At 73.1% G+C, this 21,901-nt stretch carries 17 protein-coding genes; 7 read left to right on the plus strand and 10 right to left on the minus strand.

The window, feature by feature from the left end; all coding sequences use genetic code 11:
- Positions 1-156: 156 nt before the first annotated feature.
- From ABTZ91_RS07265 to ABTZ91_RS07290, 6 genes are all read right to left on the minus strand, one after another.
- Positions 157-3,960, minus strand: coding sequence for a multifunctional oxoglutarate decarboxylase/oxoglutarate dehydrogenase thiamine pyrophosphate-binding subunit/dihydrolipoyllysine-residue succinyltransferase subunit (locus ABTZ91_RS07265; protein ID WP_352076149.1), 3,804 nt, complete (start codon positions 3,958-3,960; stop codon positions 157-159).
- 291 nt (positions 3,961-4,251) lie between these two features.
- Positions 4,252-5,355, minus strand: a complete 1,104-nt coding sequence (locus ABTZ91_RS07270) for a HAMP domain-containing sensor histidine kinase (RefSeq protein WP_352076150.1) — start codon at positions 5,353-5,355, stop codon at positions 4,252-4,254.
- A 17-nt stretch (positions 5,356-5,372) separates the two neighbouring features.
- A complete protein-coding gene (locus ABTZ91_RS07275; RefSeq protein ID WP_352076151.1) occupies positions 5,373-6,110 on the minus strand; it encodes a response regulator transcription factor in 738 nt (245 codons plus the stop codon).
- A 72-nt stretch (positions 6,111-6,182) separates the two neighbouring features.
- Positions 6,183-6,854 carry a spermidine synthase gene (locus tag ABTZ91_RS07280; protein WP_352076152.1) on the minus strand — a complete coding sequence of 224 codons (672 nt, stop codon included), beginning with the start codon at positions 6,852-6,854 and terminating at the stop codon, positions 6,183-6,185.
- Between the two features lie 155 nt (positions 6,855-7,009).
- Entirely contained in the window at positions 7,010-7,567 is a 558-nt protein-coding gene (locus ABTZ91_RS07285; RefSeq protein WP_352076153.1) for a hypothetical protein, read from the minus strand.
- A gap of 44 nt (positions 7,568-7,611) precedes the next feature.
- A complete protein-coding gene (locus tag ABTZ91_RS07290) occupies positions 7,612-8,247 on the minus strand; it encodes a GNAT family N-acetyltransferase (RefSeq protein WP_352076154.1) in 636 nt (211 codons plus the stop codon).
- 130 nt (positions 8,248-8,377) lie between these two features.
- Here ABTZ91_RS07290 and lon point away from each other — a divergent pair, with 130 nt between their 5' ends.
- Positions 8,378-10,789 (plus strand): endopeptidase La, encoded by a 2,412-nt coding sequence (lon, locus tag ABTZ91_RS07295; protein ID WP_352076155.1) that lies wholly within the window; start codon positions 8,378-8,380, stop codon positions 10,787-10,789.
- Positions 10,790-10,843: 54 nt separating this feature from the next.
- Here the strand turns inward: lon and ABTZ91_RS07300 are convergent, their stop codons facing one another.
- Positions 10,844-11,995, minus strand: a complete 1,152-nt coding sequence (locus ABTZ91_RS07300) for a glutamate--cysteine ligase (protein WP_352076156.1) — start codon at positions 11,993-11,995, stop codon at positions 10,844-10,846.
- Positions 11,996-12,290: 295 nt separating this feature from the next.
- Between ABTZ91_RS07300 and ABTZ91_RS07305 the strand changes: the two genes are divergently transcribed.
- A complete protein-coding gene (locus ABTZ91_RS07305; RefSeq protein ID WP_352076157.1) occupies positions 12,291-12,512 on the plus strand; it encodes a hypothetical protein in 222 nt (73 codons plus the stop codon).
- A 52-nt stretch (positions 12,513-12,564) separates the two neighbouring features.
- Here ABTZ91_RS07305 and ABTZ91_RS07310 read toward each other — a convergent pair whose 3' ends face one another.
- Positions 12,565-13,437 carry a lytic polysaccharide monooxygenase gene (locus ABTZ91_RS07310; protein ID WP_352076158.1) on the minus strand — a complete coding sequence of 291 codons (873 nt, stop codon included), beginning with the start codon at positions 13,435-13,437 and terminating at the stop codon, positions 12,565-12,567.
- A 297-nt stretch (positions 13,438-13,734) separates the two neighbouring features.
- A complete protein-coding gene (locus ABTZ91_RS07315) occupies positions 13,735-14,574 on the minus strand; it encodes a lysozyme (protein ID WP_352076159.1) in 840 nt (279 codons plus the stop codon).
- Between the two features lie 222 nt (positions 14,575-14,796).
- Between ABTZ91_RS07315 and ABTZ91_RS07320 the strand changes: the two genes are divergently transcribed.
- On the plus strand, positions 14,797-15,282 hold the full coding sequence (locus tag ABTZ91_RS07320; RefSeq protein WP_407077911.1) for a MarR family winged helix-turn-helix transcriptional regulator: 486 nt from the start codon (positions 14,797-14,799) through the stop codon (positions 15,280-15,282).
- Positions 15,283-15,330: 48 nt separating this feature from the next.
- Here ABTZ91_RS07320 and ABTZ91_RS07325 read toward each other — a convergent pair whose 3' ends face one another.
- Complete coding sequence (locus ABTZ91_RS07325; protein WP_352076161.1) at positions 15,331-16,119, minus strand: hypothetical protein; 789 nt, start codon at positions 16,117-16,119, stop codon at positions 15,331-15,333.
- 511 nt (positions 16,120-16,630) lie between these two features.
- On the opposite strand from ABTZ91_RS07325, the gene ABTZ91_RS07330 reads away from it, so the two are divergent.
- Genes ABTZ91_RS07330 through ABTZ91_RS07345 form a run of 4 tightly spaced genes read left to right on the plus strand, consistent with a single transcriptional unit; the run spans position 16,631 to position 21,843 of the window.
- Complete coding sequence (locus ABTZ91_RS07330; RefSeq protein ID WP_407077912.1) at positions 16,631-20,299, plus strand: nitrate- and nitrite sensing domain-containing protein; 3,669 nt, start codon at positions 16,631-16,633, stop codon at positions 20,297-20,299.
- Complete coding sequence (locus ABTZ91_RS07335; RefSeq protein ID WP_352076162.1) at positions 20,296-20,787, plus strand: roadblock/LC7 domain-containing protein; 492 nt, start codon at positions 20,296-20,298, stop codon at positions 20,785-20,787. Before ABTZ91_RS07330 ends, ABTZ91_RS07335 begins: the two co-directional genes overlap by 4 nt.
- On the plus strand, positions 20,784-21,197 hold the full coding sequence (locus ABTZ91_RS07340; protein WP_352076163.1) for a DUF742 domain-containing protein: 414 nt from the start codon (positions 20,784-20,786) through the stop codon (positions 21,195-21,197). The genes ABTZ91_RS07335 and ABTZ91_RS07340 overlap by 4 nt, the downstream gene beginning before the upstream one ends.
- Positions 21,178-21,843 (plus strand): ATP/GTP-binding protein, encoded by a 666-nt coding sequence (locus ABTZ91_RS07345; RefSeq protein WP_352076164.1) that lies wholly within the window; start codon positions 21,178-21,180, stop codon positions 21,841-21,843. Before ABTZ91_RS07340 ends, ABTZ91_RS07345 begins: the two co-directional genes overlap by 20 nt.
- The last annotated feature ends 58 nt before the right edge of the window (positions 21,844-21,901 follow it).

Below are 21,901 nucleotides of genomic sequence, written 5' to 3' on the forward strand. Positions count from 1 at the left end.
CGGGGCACGAGCCCCGTAAGGCAGGCCGGGGCACGAACCCGGTAACGGCGGGCCGGGAAACGAACCCGGTAACGGCGGGTCGGGAAACGCCGGAGGCCCGGCACCCCACGCGGGGTGCCGGGCCTCCGGTCGTACGCCGTGTCCTTCGTACGCCCGTCAGGCGTCGAAGACCTCCGCGACCAGCTGCGCCTGCTCGGCCTGGTGACGCTTGGCCGAACCGACCGCCGGGGACGAGGAGTGCGGGCGGGAGATCCGGCGCAGGCGCTCGCCCGCCGGGATGTCCGCGCCGACCGCCAGGTCCAGGTGGTCGATCAGGTTGAGCGCGATGAACGGCCAGGCACCCTGGTTCGCCGGCTCCTCCTGCGCCCACAGGTACTTCTCGGCGTTCGGGTACTTGGAGATCTCGGCCTGCAGCTCGGCACCCGGCAGCGGGTACAGGCGCTCCAGACGGATGATCGCCGTGTCCGTGACACCGCGCTTCTGACGCTCGGCCTCCAGGTCGTAGTAGACCTTGCCCGCGCAGAAGACGACCTTGCGCACGTCGGCCGGGTTGGCCGTCGAGTCGCCGATCACCGGGCGGAAGCCGCCGGTGGTGAACTCCTCCATCTTCGACGCCGCGGCCTTCAGACGCAGCATCGACTTCGGGGTGAAGACGATGAGCGGCTTGTGGTGCGGGTTGTGCACCTGCCAGCGCAGGAGGTGGAAGTAGTTCGACGGCAGCGTCGGCATGGCGACCGTCATGTTGTCCTGCGCGCACATCTGGAGGAAGCGCTCCGGGCGGGCGGACGAGTGGTCCGGGCCCTGGCCCTCGTAGCCGTGCGGCAGCAGCAGCGTGACGCCGGAGGTCTGGCCCCACTTCTGCTCGGCCGAGGAGATGAACTCGTCGACGACGGTCTGCGCGCCGTTGACGAAGTCACCGAACTGGGCCTCCCAGATCACCAGGGAGTCCGGGCGGGCCAGCGAGTAACCGTACTCGAAGCCCATCGCCGCGTACTCGCTGAGCAGCGAGTCGTAGACGTTGAAGTGGGCCTGGTCGTCGGTCAGGTAGAGCAGCGGGGTGTAGTCCTCGCCGGTCTCCTGGTCCACGAGCACCGCGTGGCGCTGGCCGAAGGTGCCGCGGCGGGAGTCCTGGCCCGACAGGCGGACCGGGGTGCCCTCCATCAGCAGCGAGCCGATGGCGAGGGTCTCGCCGAAGCCCCAGTCGATGGTGCCGTCGTCGATCGAGGCCGCGCGGCGCTGCAGCTGCGGCAGCAGACGCGGGTGGACCGTGATCCGCTCCGGGATGTTGACCTGCGACTCGGCGATCCGCTTGACGACCTCCGCGGAGACCGCGGTGGTGACGGCGACCGGGAACTCGGGCTGGGGGTCCGGGACGTGCGCCGGCGCCGGGGCCGAGGTGGCCTCGCGGACCTCCGCGAACACCTTCTCCAGCTGGCCCTGGAAGTCCTGGAGCGCTTGCTCCGCCTCCTCCAGGGTGATGTCGCCACGACCGATCAGCGACTCGGTGTACAGCTTGCGCACCGAACGCTTCTTGTCGATCAGGGTGTACATCTGCGGGTTGGTGAACTGCGGGTTGTCGCCCTCGTTGTGACCGCGGCGGCGGTAGCAGATGAGGTCGATCACGACGTCCTTGTTGAACGTCTGGCGGAACTCGAAGGCGAGCCGCGCCACCCGGACGCAGGCCTCCGGGTCGTCGCCGTTCACGTGGAAGATCGGCGCCTCGATCATGCGGGCCACGTCCGTCGCGTACATGGAGGAACGCGAGGACTCGGGGGCCGCGGTGAAGCCGACCTGGTTGTTGATGACGATGTGGACCGTGCCGCCGGTGCGGTAGCCGCGCAGCTGCGACATGTTCAGCGTCTCGGCGACCACGCCCTGGCCGGCGAAGGCCGCGTCACCGTGCAGGGCGACCGGCAGGACGGTGAAGTCCGTGCCGCCCTTGTTGATGACGTCCTGCTTGGCGCGGGCGACACCCTCCAGGACCGGGTCGACCGCCTCCAGGTGGGAGGGGTTGGCGACCAGCGAGACCTTGATCTGCTCGCCGTCGAGGCCCGTGAAGGTGCCCTCGGCGCCCAGGTGGTACTTCACGTCGCCGGAGCCGTGCATCGACTTCGGGTCGAGGTTGCCCTCGAACTCGCGGAAGATCTGCGCGTACGACTTGCCGACGATGTTCGCGAGGACGTTCAGGCGGCCGCGGTGGGCCATGCCGATGACGACCTCGTCGAGGCGGGACTCCGCCGCGGAGTCGATGACCGCGTCGAGCAGCGGGATGACGGACTCGCCGCCCTCCAGCGAGAAGCGCTTCTGGCCGACGTACTTGGTCTGCAGGAAGGTCTCGAATGCCTCCGCCGCGTTCAGCCGGCGCAGGATGCGCAGCTGCTCCTCGCGCTCCACGCGGGCGTGCGGGCGCTCCACCCGGTCCTGGATCCACTTGCGCTGCTTCGGGTCCTGGATGTGCATGAACTCGATGCCGGTGGTGCGGCAGTACGAGTCGCGGAGCACGCCGAGGATGTCGCGGAGCTTCATCATCGACTTGCCGGCGAAGCCGCCGACCGCGAACTCGCGCTCCAGGTCCCACAGGGTGAGGCCGTGCTCGGTGATGTCCAGGTCGGGGTGCTTGCGCTGCTTGTACTCCAGCGGGTCGGTGTCGGCCATGACGTGGCCGCGGACCCGGTAGGAGTGGATCAGCTCGAAGACCCGGGCGGCCTTGGTGACGTCGTCGTCGTGCGAGGCGTCGATGTCCTTGAGCCAGCGGACCGGCTCGTAGGGGATCCGCAGCGACTTGAAGACGTCGTCGTAGAAGCCGTCCTCGCCGAGGAGGAGGTTCGAGACGATCCGCAGGAACTCGCCGGAGGCCGCACCCTGGATGACCCGGTGGTCGTAGGTCGAGGTCAGGGTCATGACCTTGGAGATGCCCAGCTTGTTCAGGGTGTCCTGGGAGGTGCCCTGGAACTCGGCCGGGTAGTCCATGGAGCCGACGCCCATGATGACGGACTGACCGGGCATCAGACGCGGGACCGAGTGGACGGTGCCGAGGCCGCCGGGGTTGGTCAGGGAGACCGTGACGCCGGTGAAGTCCTCCATCGTCAGCTTGCCGACGCGGGCGCGCTTGACGATGTCCTCGTAGGCCTGCCAGAACTCGAAGAAGTTCAGGGTCTCGGCCTTCTTGATGCCGGCGACGACGAGCTGGCGGTCGCCGTTGGGCTTCACCAGGTCGATGGCCAGACCGAAGTTGACGTGCTCCGGCTTGACGAGGGTCGGCTTGCCGTCCTTCTCCGCGTAGGACCAGTTCATCGACGGCATGGCCTTGATGGCCTGCACCATGGCGTAGCCGATGAGGTGGGTGAAGGAGATCTTCCCGCCCCGGGCGCGCTTCAGGTGGTTGTTGATGACGATCCGGTTGTCGAAGAGCAGCTTCACCGGGACGGCGCGGACGGACGTGGCCGTCGGCATCTCCAGCGAGGCGTTCATGTTCTTCGCGACCGCGGCGGCCGGGCCGCGCAGGGTGATCAGCTCGGGGCCCGCGGGGGCCTCGGCCTTGGGGGCCTCGGCGGCCTTGGGCTTCGCCGGGGCGGCCGGAGCGGGGGCCGGGGCCGCGGCGGCCGGCTTCGCGGGAGCGGGCGCCGGGGCCTGAGCGGCGGGCGCCGGGGCGGCGGCCGGAGCGGGTACGGCCGCCGGAGCGGCAGGCGCGGCCTGTGCGGGGCCCGCCTGCGGCGCGGACGGCGCGCTCGGGGTGGTCTGGGTGGCTACAGCCGGGGCGGCCGGGGTCTCCGACGCTCCGGGCTTGTAGTCGGCGAAGAAGTCCCACCAGGCACGATCGACCGAATTCGGGTCCTGGAGGTACTGCTGGTAGATCTCGTCGACGAGCCACTCATTGGCACCGAAGGCGGTCGCAGGGGACTGACCCTGCCCGTCTTGGTCGGTCGGGGAGCTCGGGGTACTGGGGGACTGAGACGACACGGCGGCAACCGCCCTCTTCCGCTTCACAAGGTGATGGACAGCGGAAATAAAGGCTACGCCTCCCTGGCCTGGAGGTGCAGGCCGGGCACTCCAACGTCGCGCAAGTCACACTTGACGACGTGTTTCGGTGCCATGAATGGCGGGAAACAAGCGGGGTTCCGGTTCTGTGAGGGTACGGAGAACCGCGGCTACGGCCCTGTGGGCCGCACCCTTGACCGGATCCCGCGCCTTCCGCGTACGAGCAGTCGTACACCTACACGCAGAACGCGAGCTTCCGGTTCGAACCCTACGTCAATCCCGCGGAGGGAACCTGCCCGGAAGAGTGAGTCTGATGCGGCAGCCGCGTGACGATTCGGCCACTCCGATGTGGCCACCGTGCAGATCCACCGCCCAGCGGGCGATCGCGAGGCCCAGACCGGTGCCGCCGTCGCTGCCGGGGCCCTGCTGGGCCGGGACCGTGCCCCGGTTGAACCGCTCGAAGACCTTGTGCCGCTCCGCCTCCGGAATGCCGGGGCCCTCGTCCTCGACCTCCAGCTCCAGCGAGTCCGGACACGGCCCGCGCCGCGCCCGCACCGTCACGCGCCCGTGCGGCGGCGAGTGCTTCACCGCGTTGTCGATCAGGTTCGCCATCACCTGGTGCAGCCGCTCGGCGTCCGCGTGCGCGGTCAGCTCGGGCGGCGACACGTCCAGGTGCAGATGGACGTCGGTGCGGTTGTGCAGCCCCGAGGTGGAGGACAGGCCGCGCTGGGAGGCCGCGAGGTTCGCCTCGCGCAGGACGCCGGAGAGGTACGGCCAGACCTCGAAGCGGCGCCGCTTGAGCGTGACGACACCGTTGTCGAGGCGTGACAGGTCGAGCAGCGTCTCCACGAGCCGGCCGAGCCGCTCGGTCTGCTTCAGGGCCGTCCGCATGGTCTCCGGATCGGCCTCGGAGACGCCGTCCACGACGTTCTCCAGGACCGCGCGCAGCGCGGCGATCGGCGTGCGCAGCTCGTGCGAGACGTTGGCGACCAGCTCCTTGCGGTGCCGGTCCACCGCCTCCAGGTCGTCCGCCATGCGGTTGATCGTGGAGGCCAGGTCGCCCAGCTCGTCGCGGCGGTCCGCGCCGCGCACCCGGCGGCTGAAGTCACCGCGCGAGATCGAGCCGGCCACCGTGTTCATCTCGTCCAGCGGGGCGGTCAGGGACTGCGCCACGAACTGGGTGATCAGCAGGGTCGCGATCATCGCGAAGATCGTGATGTACCGGAACTCGGTCGAGGTCCGGATCGCCACCAGGGCGAGGCCCGAGGTCAGCAGGACCGCCCCGACGACGAGCGCGCCGAGCTTGGTCTTGATCGAGATCACTATCCGCCGGCGCGGCCGGTCCCGGCGGCCGGTGCGCGGGCCCGGACGGCTCACGGGGCGTCCCCGCCGGCTCACGGCGCGGGGGTCTCCAGCGCGTACCCCACGCCATGGACCGTGCGGATGCGCTCGGCCCCGATCTTCCGGCGCAGCGCCTTGATGTGGCTGTCGACCGTGCGGGTGCCGGAGGCGTCCGCCCAGTCCCACACCTCGGCGAGCAGCTGCTCGCGGGAGAGCACCGCGCGCGGGGTGTTCGCCAGGCAGACCAGCAGGTCGAACTCGGTCGGGGTGAGGTGGACGTCCTCCGCCTTCACCCGCACCCGGCGCTGCGCGTGGTCGATCTCCAGCTCACCGAGCCTGAGGATCCCGCTGCGCGGGGTCACCGCCGCGAGCGCGGCCCGCTCCACCCGGCGCAGCAGCACGTGCACCCGGGCGGCCAGCTCGCGCATCGAGAACGGCTTCGTCATGTAGTCGTCGGCGCCGACCCCCAGGCCGACCAGCATGTCGGTCTCGTCGTCCCGTGCGGTGAGCATCAGGACCGGGACCGGACGCTGGGCCTGCACCCGGCGGCACACCTCCAGGCCGTCGAAGCCGGGCAGCATCACGTCGAGCACCATCAGGTCCGGCTGCCACGCCTCGGCGGCGTCCACGGCGGCCGGACCGTCGGTCGCGGTCTGCACCAGGAAGCCCTCGGCGCGCAGCCGCGCGGAGATGGCCTCGACGATCGTCGCGTCGTCCTCGACGACAAGGACGCGCCGCTGGGCCCCCGGAGTGGTCGCCGCACCGTGGTGAGTGGTGTGTGTCTGCTCCATTGCCCCGCCTCGCGTCGCCGATGTCGGTGCAGCAGCCTAGAGGCACCCGTGGCGTCCAGGCTACGCAGGTGATCAGGCGGGCCGGACGGCGAGGTGGACCACGTCGGGGACGCCCCGGGCAACGGGGACCTCTTCCGTCCGTACCCCGCTGAATCCGGCATTCCGCAACGACTCTTCGAAATCGGCGGAGGGTCGCGCCGACCACACCGCGAGGATTCCGCCCGGGTTCAGCCGGGCCGCGCAGGCCGCCAAACCCTCGGCGGAGTAAAGGGATTCGTTGTCCTCGGTGACGGTCCAGTCGGGCCCGTTGTCGATGTCGAGGCACAGCGCGTCGTAGGTGTCCGGGGAGGTGCGGACGTGGGTGACGAGGTCCGTGTGCAGGATCACGGTTCTCGGATCGGCGAGCGCGGGACCCGAGATCGCGGCGAGCGGGCCCTCACGGTGCCAGTCGATGATCGCCTCCTCGCGCTCGGCGACCACGATCCGGCCCCAGCGGGGGTCGGCGGCGGCGTGCGCGAGCGAGAAGCCGACGCCGAGGCCGCCGACGAGGACGGCGGCGCGGCCGTGCCGGCTCTCGGGCAGGGCGTCCAGGGCCGCGTCGACGAGCAGCCGCTCGGAGCGGCCGTCGGAGGTGTCCATCAGGAAGGTGCCGTTGGCGATGATCTCGTAGTGCGTGTCGCGCTGCCGCAGGACGACTTCTCCGTACGGGCCCTCGCGGCGGTCGAGGGTGACGGGGCTGGTCATGCTCACTCCGTGGCTCGATGTGTACGTGTCTGGTCCCGGTCATCCTGGGCGGGCGCGGGCGGCCGGGACAAACGCTTAACGAGCGGTACGGGTCTGACGAGCCATGCGTACGGTGCGCGTCGTACGGGGGCGGCCGGCGCCCTGGGGCCGGGCCGTCAGGGCGAGGTGGGCGGGCCGCCGCCGGGGAGGGCGTCGAGGACGCGCTGGAGCGCGGGTGGCCGGTTCTCGCCGTCCTGGGTGACGACGAGCCGGTAGGCGTGGGTGATGTAGAAGCTGAAGCCGTCGGCCGCAGGGGCCCCGGTGGGGCGGGCCGGGACCTTGGCGTAGGCCGGGTCCTCCAGGGCGGCGCGGAGCGCGGCGGCCCCGGCGGCGGTCATCCGGCCCTCCTTGGCCGGCTTGGTGCCGGAGCGGAGGGTGTACGTGCCGTCGTAGTGCACCACCAGCTTGTTGGTGACGCCGGCGAAGCCGCCGTTGACGACGACCTCGACGAGCACCTCCTGAGGGGCCGGATCGTTTCGGCCGGCCGTGACGCCGGTCGTCGCGGGGGCCGTGGCCGTGGCGTCGGCGGGGCCGCTCGGCACGGGCGGGATGCCGAGGGTCGTGCTCGGCTTGTCGCCCTCTGCCGACGGGGTCGGGCCGCATCCGGCCACGGCCATGGCCAGGGCGGCGACCGCCACCGCCGCCGCCGTCCCGTACCGCTTCGCGTACTCCATGGGCCGAGCATGCCCGCCCACCGGCCCCCGCGCAGCCGGAACGCTCAACCGGTGCGGACGACTCCGGTCAGCGGGCCCCGGTGGTACCAGTCGAGCGAGTCGTACAGGGCCATCCCGTCCCTCGTCGCCGACAGGACGCCGGTCGTCGCGCCGGCCTGGGCGGCCGCCGCCTCCAGGGTGCGCATCACGTTGGCGCCGAGGCCCCGGCGGCGGTGGGCGGGGTCGGTCTCGATCTGGTCGGCGACGGCGGTGGCGCCGGTCGGCGCGATCTGGCCACGGGCGGCGAGGGTGCCGTCCGGCGCGAGGATCCGGACCCGGATCACGCCGTCGCGGGTCTCCGTCGTCCGGGCGTACCCCTCGGGAGGCGCCGGACGGGCGGACGGATCGAGCTCCTTGGTCATCATGAAGCCCGGATCGTCCGGGATCGTCCAGCCCTCGGTGATCCACGGTGCCACCTCCTCGGGTGCCGCCATCACCTTCAGCCACGCGTACGGCTCGGTGACGTCGGCGCACAGCCTCCCGACGGACACCGCGTCCGGGTGCGGCAGGACGTGCCGGAACGGGTGCCGGGGCAGTCCCACGTCGATCCGGTAGCCCCAGGGCTCGACGACGGCGGCGGGAGTCCCCCGCGAGACGGTCCAGCCGGCCACCCAGGCCGATGTAATGGCTGCGATATCCATGAGGGCATTACATCCGCTGTTCGCGCTGCGTGGGAGTCTGATCGCTCACAGCGAACAGGCGGTGGGGAACATTCCGCGGCGCAGGTGCATTGAGTCCATACAGCTCAACTTGACTGCCGAAGGGGAGATCATGGCTTCTGAGTCCATGGCGTCCGTGCCGCTCACTCTGCCTGTGCTGCCGCTCGACGACGAGGTCGTGCTGCCCGGAATGGTGGTGCCGCTGGACCTGTCCGACAACGACGTGCGGGCCGCGGTCGAGGCCGCCCAGGCCGCCGCGCGCGGAGGGAACGGAAAGCCCAGGGTGCTCCTGGTGCCCAGGGTCGACGGCACCTACGCCGGGACCGGCGTCCTCGGCACCGTCGAGCAGGTCGGCCGGCTGTCCGACGGGGACCCGGGCGCGCTCATCCGCGGCCTCGGCCGCGTCCGCATCGGCGCCGGCACCACCGGACCCGGCGCCGCCCTGTGGGTCGAGGGCACCGTGGTCGAGGAGACCGTGCCCGACCCGCTGCCCGGCGCCGTGACCGAACTCGTCAAGGAATACAAGGCGCTGGCCACCACCTGGCTGAAGAAGCGCGGCGCCTGGCAGGTCGTCGACCGCGTCCAGCAGATCGAGGGCGTCGGCGCCCTCGCCGACAACTCCGGCTACTCGCCCTTCCTCACCGTCGAGCAGAAGGTCGCGCTTCTGGAGACCGCCGACCCCGTCGCCCGCCTCAAGCTCGCCACCACCCAGCTGCGCGACCACCTCGCCGAGCAGGACGTCGCCGAGACCATCGCCAAGGACGTCCAGGAAGGCGTCGACAAGCAGCAGCGCGAGTTCCTGCTGCGCCGCCAGCTCGAAGCCGTCCGCAAGGAGCTGCGCGAGCTCAACGGCGAGAGCGAGGGCGACGAGTCCGACGACTACCGCGCCCGCGTGGAGGCCGCCGACCTGCCCGAGAAGGTCCGCGACGCGGCCCTCAAGGAGGTCGACAAGCTGGAGCGGGCCAGCGACCAGTCGCCCGAGGGCTCCTGGATCCGCACCTGGCTCGACACCGTCCTCGAACTGCCGTGGAACGAGCGGACCGAGGACCAGTACGACATCCAGGGCGCCAAGGCCGTCCTGGACGCCGAGCACGCGGGCCTGGAGGACGTGAAGGAGCGCATCACCGAGTACCTGGCCGTGCGCAAGCGGCGCGCCGAGCGCGGCCTCGGTGTCGTCGGCGGCCGGCGCGGCGGCGCCGTGCTCGCCCTCGTCGGCCCGCCCGGCGTCGGCAAGACCTCCCTCGGCGAGAGCGTCGCCCACGCCATGGGACGCAAGTTCGTCCGGGTCGCCCTCGGCGGCGTCCGCGACGAGGCCGAGATCCGCGGCCACCGGCGCACCTACGTCGGCGCCCTGCCCGGCCGTATCGTCCGCGCCATCAAGGAGGCCGGGTCCATGAACCCGGTGGTCCTGCTCGACGAGATCGACAAGGTCGGCTCCGACTTCCGGGGCGACCCGGCGGCGGCGCTCCTGGAGGTCCTCGACCCGGCGCAGAACCACACCTTCCGCGACCACTACCTGGAGGTCGAGCTCGACCTGAGCGACGTCGTGTTCCTCGCGACCGCCAACGTCCTGGAGGCCATCCCGGAGGCGCTGCTCGACCGGATGGAGCTGGTCAGGCTCGACGGCTACACCGAGGACGAGAAGATCGTCATCGCCCGCGACCACCTGCTGCCCCGGCAGCTGGAGCGGGCCGGTCTGGAGACCGGCGAGGTCGTCCTGGAGGAGGCCGCGCTGCGCAAGCTCGCCGGCGAGTACACCCGGGAGGCGGGCGTCCGCACCCTGGAGCGCTCGATCGCCCGCCTGCTGCGCAAGGTGGCCGCGCAGAACGAACTGGGTGAGCGGGAGCTCCCCTTCACCATCGGCCCCGACGACCTGCGCGGGCTGATCGGCCGCCCGCACCACGTACCGGAGTCGGCCCAGGACCCGGCCGAGCGGCGCACCTCGGTGCCGGGCGTGGCGACCGGGCTCGCGGTGACCGGGGCCGGCGGCGACGTGCTCTTCGTCGAGGCGTCGCTCGCCGACCCGGAGACGGGCGCGGCCGGGCTGACGCTCACCGGCCAGCTGGGCGACGTGATGAAGGAGTCCGCGCAGATCGCGCTGTCCTTCCTCCGCTCGCACGGCGCGGAGCTGGAGCTGCCCGTCACCGGCCTGAAGGACCGCGGCGTGCACATCCACTTCCCGGCGGGCGCGGTCCCGAAGGACGGCCCGAGCGCCGGCATCACGATGACGACCGCCCTGGCCTCGCTGCTGTCCGGCCGGCTCGTCCGCACGGACGTCGCGATGACCGGCGAGGTCTCCCTGACCGGCCGGGTGCTGCCCATCGGCGGCGTGAAGCAGAAGCTGCTCGCCGCCCACCGCGCGGGCATCACCACCGTCGTGATCCCCAAGCGGAACGAGGCCGACCTGGACGACGTCCCCGCCGAGATCCTGGACAAGCTGGAGGTCCACCCGGTGACGGACGTCCGGCAGGTCCTGGAGATCGCCCTCACCCCGGCCGAGGTCGCGGTGGGCGCGGCGGCCTGACGCTCTCCGGTGACGGGGCGCCCTCCTCGACGAGGGCGCCCCGCCGCCGCCGTGTCAGGCCGGGACGGTGCGGCGCACGGCGTCGGCGACCACCGAGGCCAGGTCCTTGTCCCGGTCGTAGGCGGCCCGCTGCAGGTCGGCCCCGGTGCCCCGGGAGAGCAGCAGCTCGACGCCGCGCACCGCCCGGTCCAGGTCGCCGGTGGCCTCCAGGGCCGGGCCGACGTGGTCGAGCAGGGCCCGAAGGACATCCGCCGCCGGGGCCGGGCGCCAGGTCCGCGGGTGCAGCAGCCTCTCCCCGAGGCCGTGCCTGGCGGCCCGCCAGGACGCCAGCCGGAGCACGGCGGTCGGCACCGGGTCGGCGTCCACGCCGGCGCGCCAGGCCCTCGCCTCGGTCTCCACCAGCGCCCGCACGAGGAGGGCGAGGAGCACGGCGTCCTCGACGTGCAGGCACACGTCCCCGACCCGGACCTCCACCGTCGGATAGCTGCGGGACAGCCGGGCGTCGAAGTAGACCATGTGGTCGTCGACGAGCACCTCGCTCGCCAGCATCGCCCGGGTGGTCTCCTCGTACGCGGCGACATCCCCGTACAGCTCGCTCGGCCCGCTCATAGGCCAGCGCGACCACAGCTGGTGACGCCAGCTTGCGTAGCCGGTGTCCCGGCCCTGCCAGTACGGCGAGTTGGCGCTGAGCGCGAGCAGCGGCGCGAGCCAGGGCCGGATCCGGTCCAGCACACCGACGCCCTCCTCGGCGGAGGCCAGGTGGACATGGACGTGACAGGCGCAGGTGAGCTTGTCGTCGACGAGCCGGGCGAACCGGTCCTCGATGCGCCGGTAACGGTCGTCGGGGCTGAGGACCGGTTCAAAGCGCACCGGCGCGGTCGCGAGCGCCGCCACCGCCACCCCCGCCTCCTTGGCGGCGGCCGCGGCCGCCAGCCGGGCCTGCCGGAGCTGCTCGTCGAGCTCGTCGGCGCCGGCGCAGGGCGGGGTGGCGATCTCCAGCATCTCCCGGAACAGCTCCGTCTTCGCCGGCTCCACCCGGTCGGCCCGCCGCAGGACATCGGCGTGCCAGGCGGTGATCCCGGCGACGGCCCCCGCGAGCGGCTGGGGCACCCCGGTCACGGGATCGACGACGAGCAGTTCCTCCTCCACTCCGAGCGTGCGCGGCCCTTCTCCCCGGTGGTAGGTCCACGGCGGCTCCTGACGCATGGAGTGCACTCCTTCACGGTCGGACGACGGTGCGCTGACGGCCGTTCGAACAGAGCTTTCCTGAACCTTGTCCACGGAAGCACTCACTCCCACCCGTCCTGGTGCGGATGGCGCGAATTCGACACTCGAAGGGGCGTCACCGCTGTGCGGCTGTGCGGCTGCGCGGCGGTCGGTGTCAGTGGCGCCTGCGATGCTGCCGGCATGGACGAGAGGGCGTTCTGGGCGCTGATGGGACAGCTCCGCGACCGGCCGGGGAGCCGGGAGGAGCGGCTGGACTGGGGAGGACCTGGACTACGTGGCCGAGGAGGCGTACGAGGAGCTCACCGGCGGAAGCGAAGCGTTCCGCGAGCTGGTGGCGAACGGGCACGGTGACCGCCTGCCCGACCCGGAGGCGCCGCCGTACGAAGAGCCTCTGGAGGCGGAGGAGACGCCTCGGCTCGTCGTTCTCTTCCCGGCGACCGGCTGCGAGGAAGACCTCGGGGCAGTGGCCGATGCGGCGGGCCGCGTCTCTCGGTGAGACGCGAGGGGCGCCCGGTGCGGGCGCCCCTTTCTGTGTGCCGTGGGCGGTGTCAGTTCTCGCCGCGGCGGCGGGTCAGGAGGAGGCTGCCCGCCCCGAAGGCGGCCAGGGCTCCGGCGCCCGCGAGGGCGAGGGGCAGCGGGGAGGCGGGGGTTCCGGCCGTGTCGGCGGAGAGGGCGGGGGCCGCCTCGTCGCCGCCGTGGCCCGCGTGACTGACCGTCGAGAGCGCGGCGCCGTCCGCGAGCTGGGCCTCGGTCGGGGCCTCGGCCTTGGCCGCCGTACCGGCGCCGGTGCCGAAGGTGACGTCCGAGCAGCTGTAGAACGCCTCGGGGCTGTCGTTGCGCTGCCACACCATGTAGACGACGTGGCGGCCGGTGCGGGCCGGGAGGGTGCCGGTGAAGGCGTAGTGCCCGTCGGTCGCGGTGCGGGTGGTCGCGTGGACGGCGACCGGAGTGGTGTCCAGGTCGGACCACTTCAGTGGCTGGGCCGGGTCGAAGCCCTGCTTCGTGAGGTACATCGTCATGGTGCCGGAGTGCGGGGCGGTGACCCGGACCTTGAAGCCGAAGGCGCCGGGGGCGACGGCCGTGGCGGGCCAGTCGGTGCGGGCCCAGTCGAGGGCGCGGTACTTCTCCCGGTTGGCCGAGCAGAGCCTGCCGTCCGGGATGAGGGCCCGGTGGTTGCCGTCGGCGTTGGCGATGTTGACCTCGTTCCAGTCGTAGAGCGGCTGGGTGCCCGAGTCGGCGACGAGGTCCTTGCAGACCTGGGAGTCGGGGGACTCCGGCCCCTCCGCGTAACAGGCCGCGATCCGGCTGACCGGGTTGAACACGGCGCCGTGGGCCTGCGCGGCGGTGGGGGTGAGGGCGGTGAGCGCCGCGGCGGCGAGGACGGCGGCGAAGGCGGCTGAGGTGCGGCGGTGGGACGGCATGCGGCGGCTCTCTCTCGTGCGTGGGGGAGTACGGGACGACGAGCAACGTGCGGGCCGGGCACGGGAGTTGCCCACGTGCGCGGTGCCGCCCCGAGGGTCGCATTGGTCCATACCAATGCGCAAGGCCTCCCGGGTGTGCCGCACACCCGGGAGGCCCGCCGTGCCACGCGGCCTTGTCGTGTCTGTCGGTGACGCGTGCCCGTCGGCCGGGCACGCCGCCGGCCGGGCACGCCGTCAGCCGGGCACGCCGTCAGTCAGGCGGGGCTTCAGTCGCGCACGACGGCGTTCGCGCGCCCGTCAGCCGTTCGCCAGCGCCTGTACGCGCGAGAGGTCGCCGTTGAAGTGGTTGTGGTCGCCCACGATCGGGCCGGACGACGTGTACTGCCACATCGTGTAGTAGCTCCAGCCGGCCGGGAGCTCGCCGACCGTCGACGCGTACCGCGCGATCCACAGCGGGTTGGTGGTGGCGAAGCCGCCGTAGTTGCCCGTGCACTGCTTCCACCAGCTGGTCGCGGTGTAGATCACCGGGTCGCGGCCGGTCCGGTACTTGTAGCGGTTCACGAAGTCCCGGATCCAGGCGACCATCCCGGACTGCGTCTTGCCGTAGCAGGTCGCGCCGTACGGGTTCCACTCGATGTCGAGCGCGCCGGGCAGCGTCTTGCCGTCCCTGGACCAGCCGCCGCCGTTGTTCACGAAGTAGTCGGCCTGCGCGGCCCCGCTCGTCGTGTCGGGCGTCGCGAAGTGGTACGTGCCGCGGATCATGCCCACGTTGTACGAGCCGTTGTACTGCTGCGTGAAGTAGGTGTTCTTGTAGTACGTGCCTTCCGTGGCCTTCACGTAGGCCCACCGCACGCCGCTGTTCCACAGTGCCGGCCAGTCCACGTTCCCCTGGTGGCTGGAGACGTCGACGCCCTCGGTCTGGGTCGCCTGGATCGAGATGCCGCCGGGCTTGCCGCCCTGGCCGTCGTGCGCGATCACGCCCATGCCCATGTAGGCGGAGCCGCGGGCCGGGACCTGCCGGGCGCCCGGGTCGTCCTGGGCGGCGCTGGCGGTGCCGGAGAGCGTGAGGGGGAGGAGGAGCGCCAGGGCCGCGAGGGCGGCGCCGGCGAGGGACGTTCCGGATCTGTGCACACGCATTGCGTGCCTCCGAAAGGCTCGGTGGGGGGAGCGGGACGCATGTCCTGGTGTGGACATGTCAGGCGAGGTCGCCGGGCACGACGCTACGCACGTAGAACCCCCGGCGGAAGAGGGCCCGGATGCCGCCGTTGGTCTACGCCTGCGAAATACTGAAGGAGCTGCGGCGATGGCCGCGCGAGGAAGAAACTTTCAGCGAGCGGAAAGCGCGCGAGGGGTGCTGACGTGCACGGAAGCGGTACGGGGAGTGAAGCCCAGCCCACGAACGGGAGTGGTGTGGACCAGGTCTTCCTCGCCCTGGAGCGCGAACTGGCGGTCTTTCTGCGCCGCGCCCGCGCCCAGTCCGGCGAAATGGCCCGCGAGGTCCACCCCGAACTGGAGCCCGCGGCCTACGGACTCTTCGTACGCCTCGACGAGGCGGGCCCCCAGCGCGCCACCGACCTGGCCGGCTACTTCGGCGTCGGCAAGGCCACGATGAGCCGCCAGCTGCGCGCTCTGGAGGAGCTCGGCCTGGTCGCCCGCGACCCCGACCCCGCCGACGGCCGCGCCTCGCTCGTCCGCCTCACCGAGGAGGGCCAGGGCCGCTTCCGCCACGTCCGTGACGCCCGCCGCGAGCGGTACGTGCGCAAGCTCGCCGACTGGGACCGCGCGGAGGTCGCGGAACTGGCCCGGCTGCTCCACCACTTCAACGTACGGGCGGCGGAGGGCTGAGGAGCGGCCGCGGGCCCGGCTCAGGCGCCCCGGAGGCGAACCGAGCCCCTAAAGAAGGGCGTACACGGCCGTCGCGTCGTCGTGGCGCTTCCAGCGGCGGAGCGCGGCGGCCGGGGCCGGGGCGTCCTCCGCCTCCAGGGTCCGGACCCGCTGGAGCAGCCCGCGCGGACCCTCCTCGTCGAGGACGCCGAAGAGGTCCGTCCAGTCGCCCCGTCCGAACAGGTCCACCCAGCGGGTCGCCCCGTCGGTGAGGGCCGCCAGGGCGCGGACCGCCGCCCTGGGGGTCGTGCCGGTGACGGCCCGGGCTGCCACGGACGGGTCGGCGGCGGCCGTGAAGAAGCCGCCCTCCTGGTTGCGCAGCCGGTCGGTCGCCTCCAGGGAGCGCAGGACCTCGACGGGGATCCGGCCGAGCCGGTCGTCGAGGACCGCCCGTACGGCCCCGTCCGGCGCCCGCAGGAGCAGGGCCGCGTCGGACAGGACGAGGTGCTCCACCGTCGTCGCGTCCCAGCGCGCCAGGGCCACCGTCGCCTGCGGAGTGCGGACGTGAGAAAGGTCACAGCTGTCGCGGTGCGCGTCCGCGGTGCGCCGGATTGCCAGCGACAGGATCTCCGGCAGCGTCAGATCCGGGCGGGAAACGGACAGTTCCGTCAAAGCGCCGCCGAGCCGGGCCGTGAACCACGGGACGCCGTGCACACAACCGTCCGGGCCCGCCGGCGGCGTCACCCCGTCCAGGACCACGACCGTGCCGCCCGCCCCCGAGGCGGGCAGAGCCGCGGCCACCCAGTCCTCGTTGGGCCGTTCGGGACTGCCGGGCAGGGTCGCCGCTTCCGTACGCATGATCCCCAGTCTGCCCCGCGCCCGCCCCGCCTGCATCGCTCCTTCACAACGCCTCCAAACGCCCGAATTTGGCCTGTACCAACCGGGCGCGCGCGCCGTGAAGCGCCGGAACAACGGGCTCCGGCGAGCTGCGGGCGGGCATCCTGCCAAAGGCCGCGCGGAAGATCCAACCGGGGGTAAGCCGGGCGCCCCAACCGCCACCATGGAGAGTTGTTCGCCAACTCATGAGTGTTGTTCACTCGTTCGGGTGGCGGAGCGGCCGATGTGAGTCCCCTGACCAGAACCGCTGAAATGGTCGGAAGACACACCAGGGGTGGGGGCTCTTACATGTGACCGGTCGTCACCTCTGCTTCATGGGCGGGACGAGTCAAGGATGCGAGCACCGGTGCAGAAGAAGCGGCCTCGGAGCAACAACGGCGCGCGGAGCCAGACCCCCGGTGACCCGCAGAACCCCGGCGTGCCCGTGGAGCCCGCTGTCACGGAGCCCGTTGTCACGGAGTCCCCTGCCTCCATGCCCACTGCCTCCATGCCCCCTGCCTCCATGCCCACCGCCCCGGAGTCCGCCGCCTCGGAGCCCGCTGTCACCGGCCGGGCCAAGCGGGTCCGCAGCCGGCTCGTCGCCGGAGTGGCCCTGGTCGGCGTGACCGTCCTCGCCGCCGGCGCCCCCGCGATCCTCACCACCTCCGGCGACCTCGACGAGACCGTGCGCCTGGTCGCCCTCGCCGAACTCGACCGCCAGGCCGTCACCCTCGCCCACTCCCTCTCCGACGAGCGCGACGAGGTCGTCGCCTACATCGCCGCCGGCCGCGAGGACCAGCCCGGCGACCGCACCGGAAACGGCGCGGACGGCCAGAGCGACGGACAGGGCCAGGGCAGGGCCGACGGCACGGACAAGCGCCAGGTCACCGGCGCCCGGTCCGCCCGCGTCGACCGCCAGATCGACGAGATCCGCGCCACCGCCCCCGCCGACCTGCGCCGCGAGCTCGCCACCGTCCCCTCCATCCGCCGCACCGCCCTCACCGGCAAGGGCAGCGCCCTGGAGGCCCACCGGGCCTACACGGAGGTCATCGCCAAGCTCCAGGCCCTCGCCGACCGGCTCGCCGAGCAGACCCCGGCCCGCGCCGCTGAGGCCGTCCGCGCCCCCGCCGCCCTCGGCCGCGCCACCGAACAGGCCTCCGCCGCGCGCGGCCTGCTCCTCGCCGCCCTCGCCGTGCCCCGGCCCGAGTCCACCGGCACCACCCGCTACGACCCCGCCACCGGCACCTACGTCACCGCCGAGCCCGACGGCGCCGAGGAGGCCGAGCGGGCCCGTAACGCGCTCACCGCCGCCGCCCAGCAGGCCCGCGTCCGGGAACTTGCCGCCCTCGCCGACTTCGACCAGGCCGCCGCCGAGTCCGCGCGCGACTCCCTGGCCGCCACCGTCACCGGCCCCGACGTCAAGAGCGCCGAGCGCTACCTCGCCCGGCTCACCGACCGGCCCGAACTCTCCGAGTCCGAGCTCGACACCGACCCCGCCAAGCTGGACGCCGCGCTCTCCGCCCGCATCGAACACATGCGGGGCGTCGAGTCCGCCCTCGCCGCCCAGCGCGCCGAGCGGTTCGCCGAGCTCCGCCAGGACGACGTCACCGCGCTCGAACTGCGCATCGCCCTCCTCGGCGGCTGCCTCATCGTCGCCGTCGGCATCTCCACGTACGTGGCCCGCAGCCTCACCCGGCCGCTCGCCGTGCTCCGCATCGGCGCCGCCCGGCTCGCCGCCGCGCCCGAGCCGCACGCCGAGGAACCGGTCCGCTTCACCGGCCGCAACGACGAGTTCGCCCAGGTCGTACGGTCCCTCAACACCCTCCAGGGACGGCTCTCGGCCCTCGCCGCGCGGGTCGAGCAGCTCGACGGCGAGCGCGCCGACCTGGCCGAGGCCCGGGACGCCCTCGCCGCCGAGCTCGCGACCCAGCGCGCCGAGCTCCAGGGCCAGACCGCCCGGCTCACCGCCGAGCTCGAACGGCTCCGCGGCACCGTCCGGCACACCTTCGTCAACCTCTCGCTGCGCAGCCTCGGTCTGGTCGAGCGGCAGCTCGGCGTCATCGAGAAGCTGGAGGAGCGCGAGCAGGACCCCGACCGGCTCGCCACCCTCTTCAAGCTCGACCACATGGCGACCGTCATGCGCCGCCACAGCGAGAACCTCCTCGTCCTCGCCGGCCACGAGCACCACCACGGCCACCCCGGTCCGGTCCCGCTCGTCGACGTGCTGCGCGCCGCCGTCAGCGAGATCGAGCGGTACGAGCGGGTCAGCATCCAGTCGCTGCCGCCGCACGCCCAGGTCGCCGGGTTCGCCGCGGACGACCTGAGCCACCTGGTCGCCGAACTCCTGGAGAACGCCACCTCCTTCTCGCCGCCCGACTCCCACGTCCAGCTCTCCGGCTGGCTCCTGGAGTCCGGCGAGGTCATGCTCTCCGTCCAGGACGGCGGCATCGGCATCGCCCCCGCCCGGCTCGCCGAGCTCAACGCCCGCCTGGCCGACCCCGAGAACACCGACACGGAGGGCGAGGGCCTCGGCATCCGCGTCACGGCGCTGCTCGCCGCCCGGCACGGCGTGCGGGTGGAGCTGCGCGAGCAGAAACAGGGCGGTGTGGCGGCCGTCGTGGTCCTGCCGCCGGCCCTCCTGCCCGCGGCCCCGCCGGCCAACGCCGTCCCGCCGACCGTCACGGTCCCGGGCGTCACCCCGCCGCCGGTCCTCCACCTCCCCGGCTCCGCCGCCGAGGCCAACTCCAACACGCTGCCCTCACGCCACCGCGACCCTCTGGTCGAGGCGGCGGAACGGGCCATCGCGGAGTCGGAGGCGGGGACGCCTGCGGCGGGCGAGGGCGAGGGCGAGGGCGAGGCCGACGCCGTCGTCCCGTCTCCCGGGACGACGGCGCCGAGGCACGCGCCCGGCCCCGCCGACCAGCCGTCGCCGGCGGTCGGGCCCGAGGGGGCCCCGGGCGCCGAGGGGCAGCCCGCGCCCGCATCCGTACCGGGGGAGGGGCCCGCGGACCGGACGCCCGAGCCCGGCCGGTCGGCGACGCCGGAGATGCCGGAGACACCCGTGCCCGGCCCGGTGGCGTCGGAGACGCCGGGGTCTGGCCCGTCGGCGGCGCCGGAGCCTGGCCTGGTGGCGCCGGGGATGTCCGTGTCCGCCGCCGGGTACGGGGCGGAGTCCGGGCACCCTGCGCCGTCCGTCGCGGGCGAGCGGGCGTCTGAGCCTGGCCCGGCGGCGCCTGGGATGTCCGTGCCCGCTGCCGGGTCCGGGTACGGGGCGGAGCCCGGGCACCCTGCGCCGTCCGTCGCGGGCGAGCGGGCGTCTGAGCCTGGCCCGGCGGCGCCGGAGAGGTCCGTGTCCGCTGCCGGGTACGGGGCGGAGTCCGGGCACCCCGCACCGTCCCTCGCCGACGAGCCGGCGCCCGCGCCCGGCCCGGTGGCCGGTGGCGTCGGTGACGCCGACGTGCCGTCGGCGGCCGTGGGGACCGAGCCCGCGCTCGGCGCCGAGGGCCAGGACGCATCCGCCACGCCGCCCGCGCCGGGCCCGGCGGCGCCCGGGGCACCCGTACCGCCGTTCGGGTCGGACCAGGCTCACGCGGACGCGTCGTACGCCCACGTGCCCGCGCCCGGGTCGGACCAGGCTCACGCGGACCCGTCGTACGCCCACGTGCCCGCGCCCGGGTCGGACCAGGCTCACGCGGACGCGTCGTACGCCCACGTGCCCGCGCCCGGGTCCGACCAGGCCCACGCGCCCAGCCCCGCCCCGGCGCCGCCCGGCGCCCCCGTGCCCGGGCCCCGGGAGTCCGTCGCCGAGACCACGATGCAGGTGCGGCTGCCCGATCCGCCGGTGGAGCCGGAGGCGCACGGCCGGGTCGGCGAGGAGCCGTCGGGCGGGGACGAGGTTGCCGGGCCGCGGCCGGGGCAGTGGGAGCGGGTGACCGACAAGGGGCTGCCCAAGCGGACGCCGCGGATAGTGCGTCAGGCCACCGCGCCCACCGCGCCCATACGTCGCGGCGGCGTGGACGCCGAGGCGCTGCGCAGGCGGCTCGGCGGCTTCCAGCGGGGAGCGGAGGACGGCCGCCGCGACGTGGCCGCCGAGATCCGCGCCGCACAGACCGCACGTACCGAGGAGAAGACGGGGGACACAGTCGAGGAGGCACGCAGTTGACTGCGACCGGAACATTCGGGCTGAGCAGTGAGGCCCGCAACCTGCAATGGCTGCTGGGCAACCTGGTCGAGGAGGTGCCGGGGGTCCGCTCCGTCGCCGTCGTCTCCTCCGACGGGCTGCTCCTGCTGTCGTCGGACCCGGACGCCCAGACCGGGACGCCCGCGGCCGAGCGGACCGCCGGCCCCCGTGGCTCCAGCGCCGACCTCGCCACCATCGTCTCGGGCATCGGCAGCCTCACCGTGGGCGCCGCCCGGCTCATGGACGGCGGCGGGGTCAAGCAGACCATGGTCGCGATGGAGGAGGGCAGCGTCTTCGTCATGTCGATCAGCGACGGCTCGCTGCTCGGCGTGCACGCCGCGCCCGACTGCGACATGAGCGTCATCGCCTACCACATGGCGCTCTTCGTCGGCCGGGCCGGACACGTCCTGACGCCAGAGCTCCGCAGCGAACTGGCCAAGACCGCCTCGTCCACGGAGAGCGCCCGGTGACCGCCGCCGCCCACGCCCACGGCCTGCCGGTACGGGGCGAGGGGCGCCGCCCTTCCCGGGTCCGCCCCTACTCCCTCACCGGCGGCCGCACCCGCTTCGGCCACGTCCTCCTCGTCGAGACCTTCGTGGCCGCGCTCGAGGCCGGCCCCACCCGCAAGGTCCTGACCGACGGCGGGCCCGCCGCGCGCGGGCTCATGCCGGAGATGCGGGCCATCGTCGAGATCTGCCGCCGGATGCGGACGGTCGCGGAGATCTCGGCACTCCTGAAGATGCCGTTGGGTGTCGTCCGGGTGCTGCTCAGCGACCTGGCCGACCAGGGAAAGATCCGCGTGTACGGGACCGGTCACAGCACCGGCCAGCCCGACCGCGCACTGCTCGAAAGGGTGCTGAGTGGACTCCGCCGTCTCTGAATCGCCGGTGATCGCCGAAATCCCCGCCCAGCCCGCGGCGGCGGAGCCGGTCCCCGACCCCGAAGAGGGCGCCCAGGACTGGCAGCTGGACCACACCCGCGCCCCGATCGCGACCAAGGTCGTCGTCGCGGGCGGTTTCGGCGTCGGCAAGACCACCTTCGTCCGCGCGGTCTCGGAGATCACACCGCTCCAGACCGAGGCGCTGATGACGCAGGCGAGCGAGGAGACCGACGACCTCACCGCCACGCCGGACAAGCTGACCACCACCGTGGCGATGGACTTCGGCCGGATCACGCTCGACGACGACCTGGTGCTGTACGTCTTCGGCACGCCCGGCCAGCAGCGCTTCTGGTTCATGTGGGACGACCTGGTGCGCGGCGCGATCGGCGCGGTCGTGCTGGCCGACACCCGCCGGCTGACCGACTGCTTCCCCGCGCTCGACTACTTCGAGAGCTGCGGCCTGCCGTACATCGTGGCCGTCAACCACTTCGAAGGCACCGAGCGCTTCGAGGTGGCGGACGTCCGGGAAGCCCTGACCGTCCCGCCGCACGTCCCCGTCCTGATCATGGACGCGCGCAAGCGGTACAGCGTCGTGGAGACCCTGCTCGCGATGGTCGAGCACGCCCTCGAAGCCACCCCCGAGTAGTTCCTCCGGGGTACCCCGTACCTCGGTACCCTCCAGCACCCCCCCCGCACCACCCCCC

Origin of the sequence: Streptomyces sp. NPDC126499, assembly GCF_040302485.1 — a bacterium.
Lineage (GTDB): Bacteria > Actinomycetota > Actinomycetes > Streptomycetales > Streptomycetaceae > Streptomyces.

Coding starts and splice junctions, on each gene's coding strand:
- ABTZ91_RS07275 (WP_352076151.1), bottom strand. CDS start 6,110: ATGGAGCAGACACACACCACTCACCACGGTGCGGCGACCACTCCGGGG.
- ABTZ91_RS07280 (WP_352076152.1), bottom strand. CDS start 6,854: ATGACCAGCCCCGTCACCCTCGACCGCCGCGAGGGCCCGTACGGAGAA.
- ABTZ91_RS07285 (WP_352076153.1), bottom strand. CDS start 7,567: ATGGAGTACGCGAAGCGGTACGGGACGGCGGCGGCGGTGGCGGTCGCC.
- ABTZ91_RS07290 (WP_352076154.1), bottom strand. CDS start 8,247: ATGGATATCGCAGCCATTACATCGGCCTGGGTGGCCGGCTGGACCGTC.
- lon (WP_352076155.1), top strand. CDS start 8,378: ATGGCTTCTGAGTCCATGGCGTCCGTGCCGCTCACTCTGCCTGTGCTG.
- ABTZ91_RS07300 (WP_352076156.1), bottom strand. CDS start 11,995: ATGCGTCAGGAGCCGCCGTGGACCTACCACCGGGGAGAAGGGCCGCGC.
- ABTZ91_RS07310 (WP_352076158.1), bottom strand. CDS start 13,437: ATGCCGTCCCACCGCCGCACCTCAGCCGCCTTCGCCGCCGTCCTCGCC.
- ABTZ91_RS07315 (WP_352076159.1), bottom strand. CDS start 14,574: ATGCGTGTGCACAGATCCGGAACGTCCCTCGCCGGCGCCGCCCTCGCG.
- ABTZ91_RS07325 (WP_352076161.1), bottom strand. CDS start 16,119: ATGCGTACGGAAGCGGCGACCCTGCCCGGCAGTCCCGAACGGCCCAAC.
- ABTZ91_RS07330 (WP_407077912.1), top strand. CDS start 16,631: ATGCCCACTGCCTCCATGCCCCCTGCCTCCATGCCCACCGCCCCGGAG.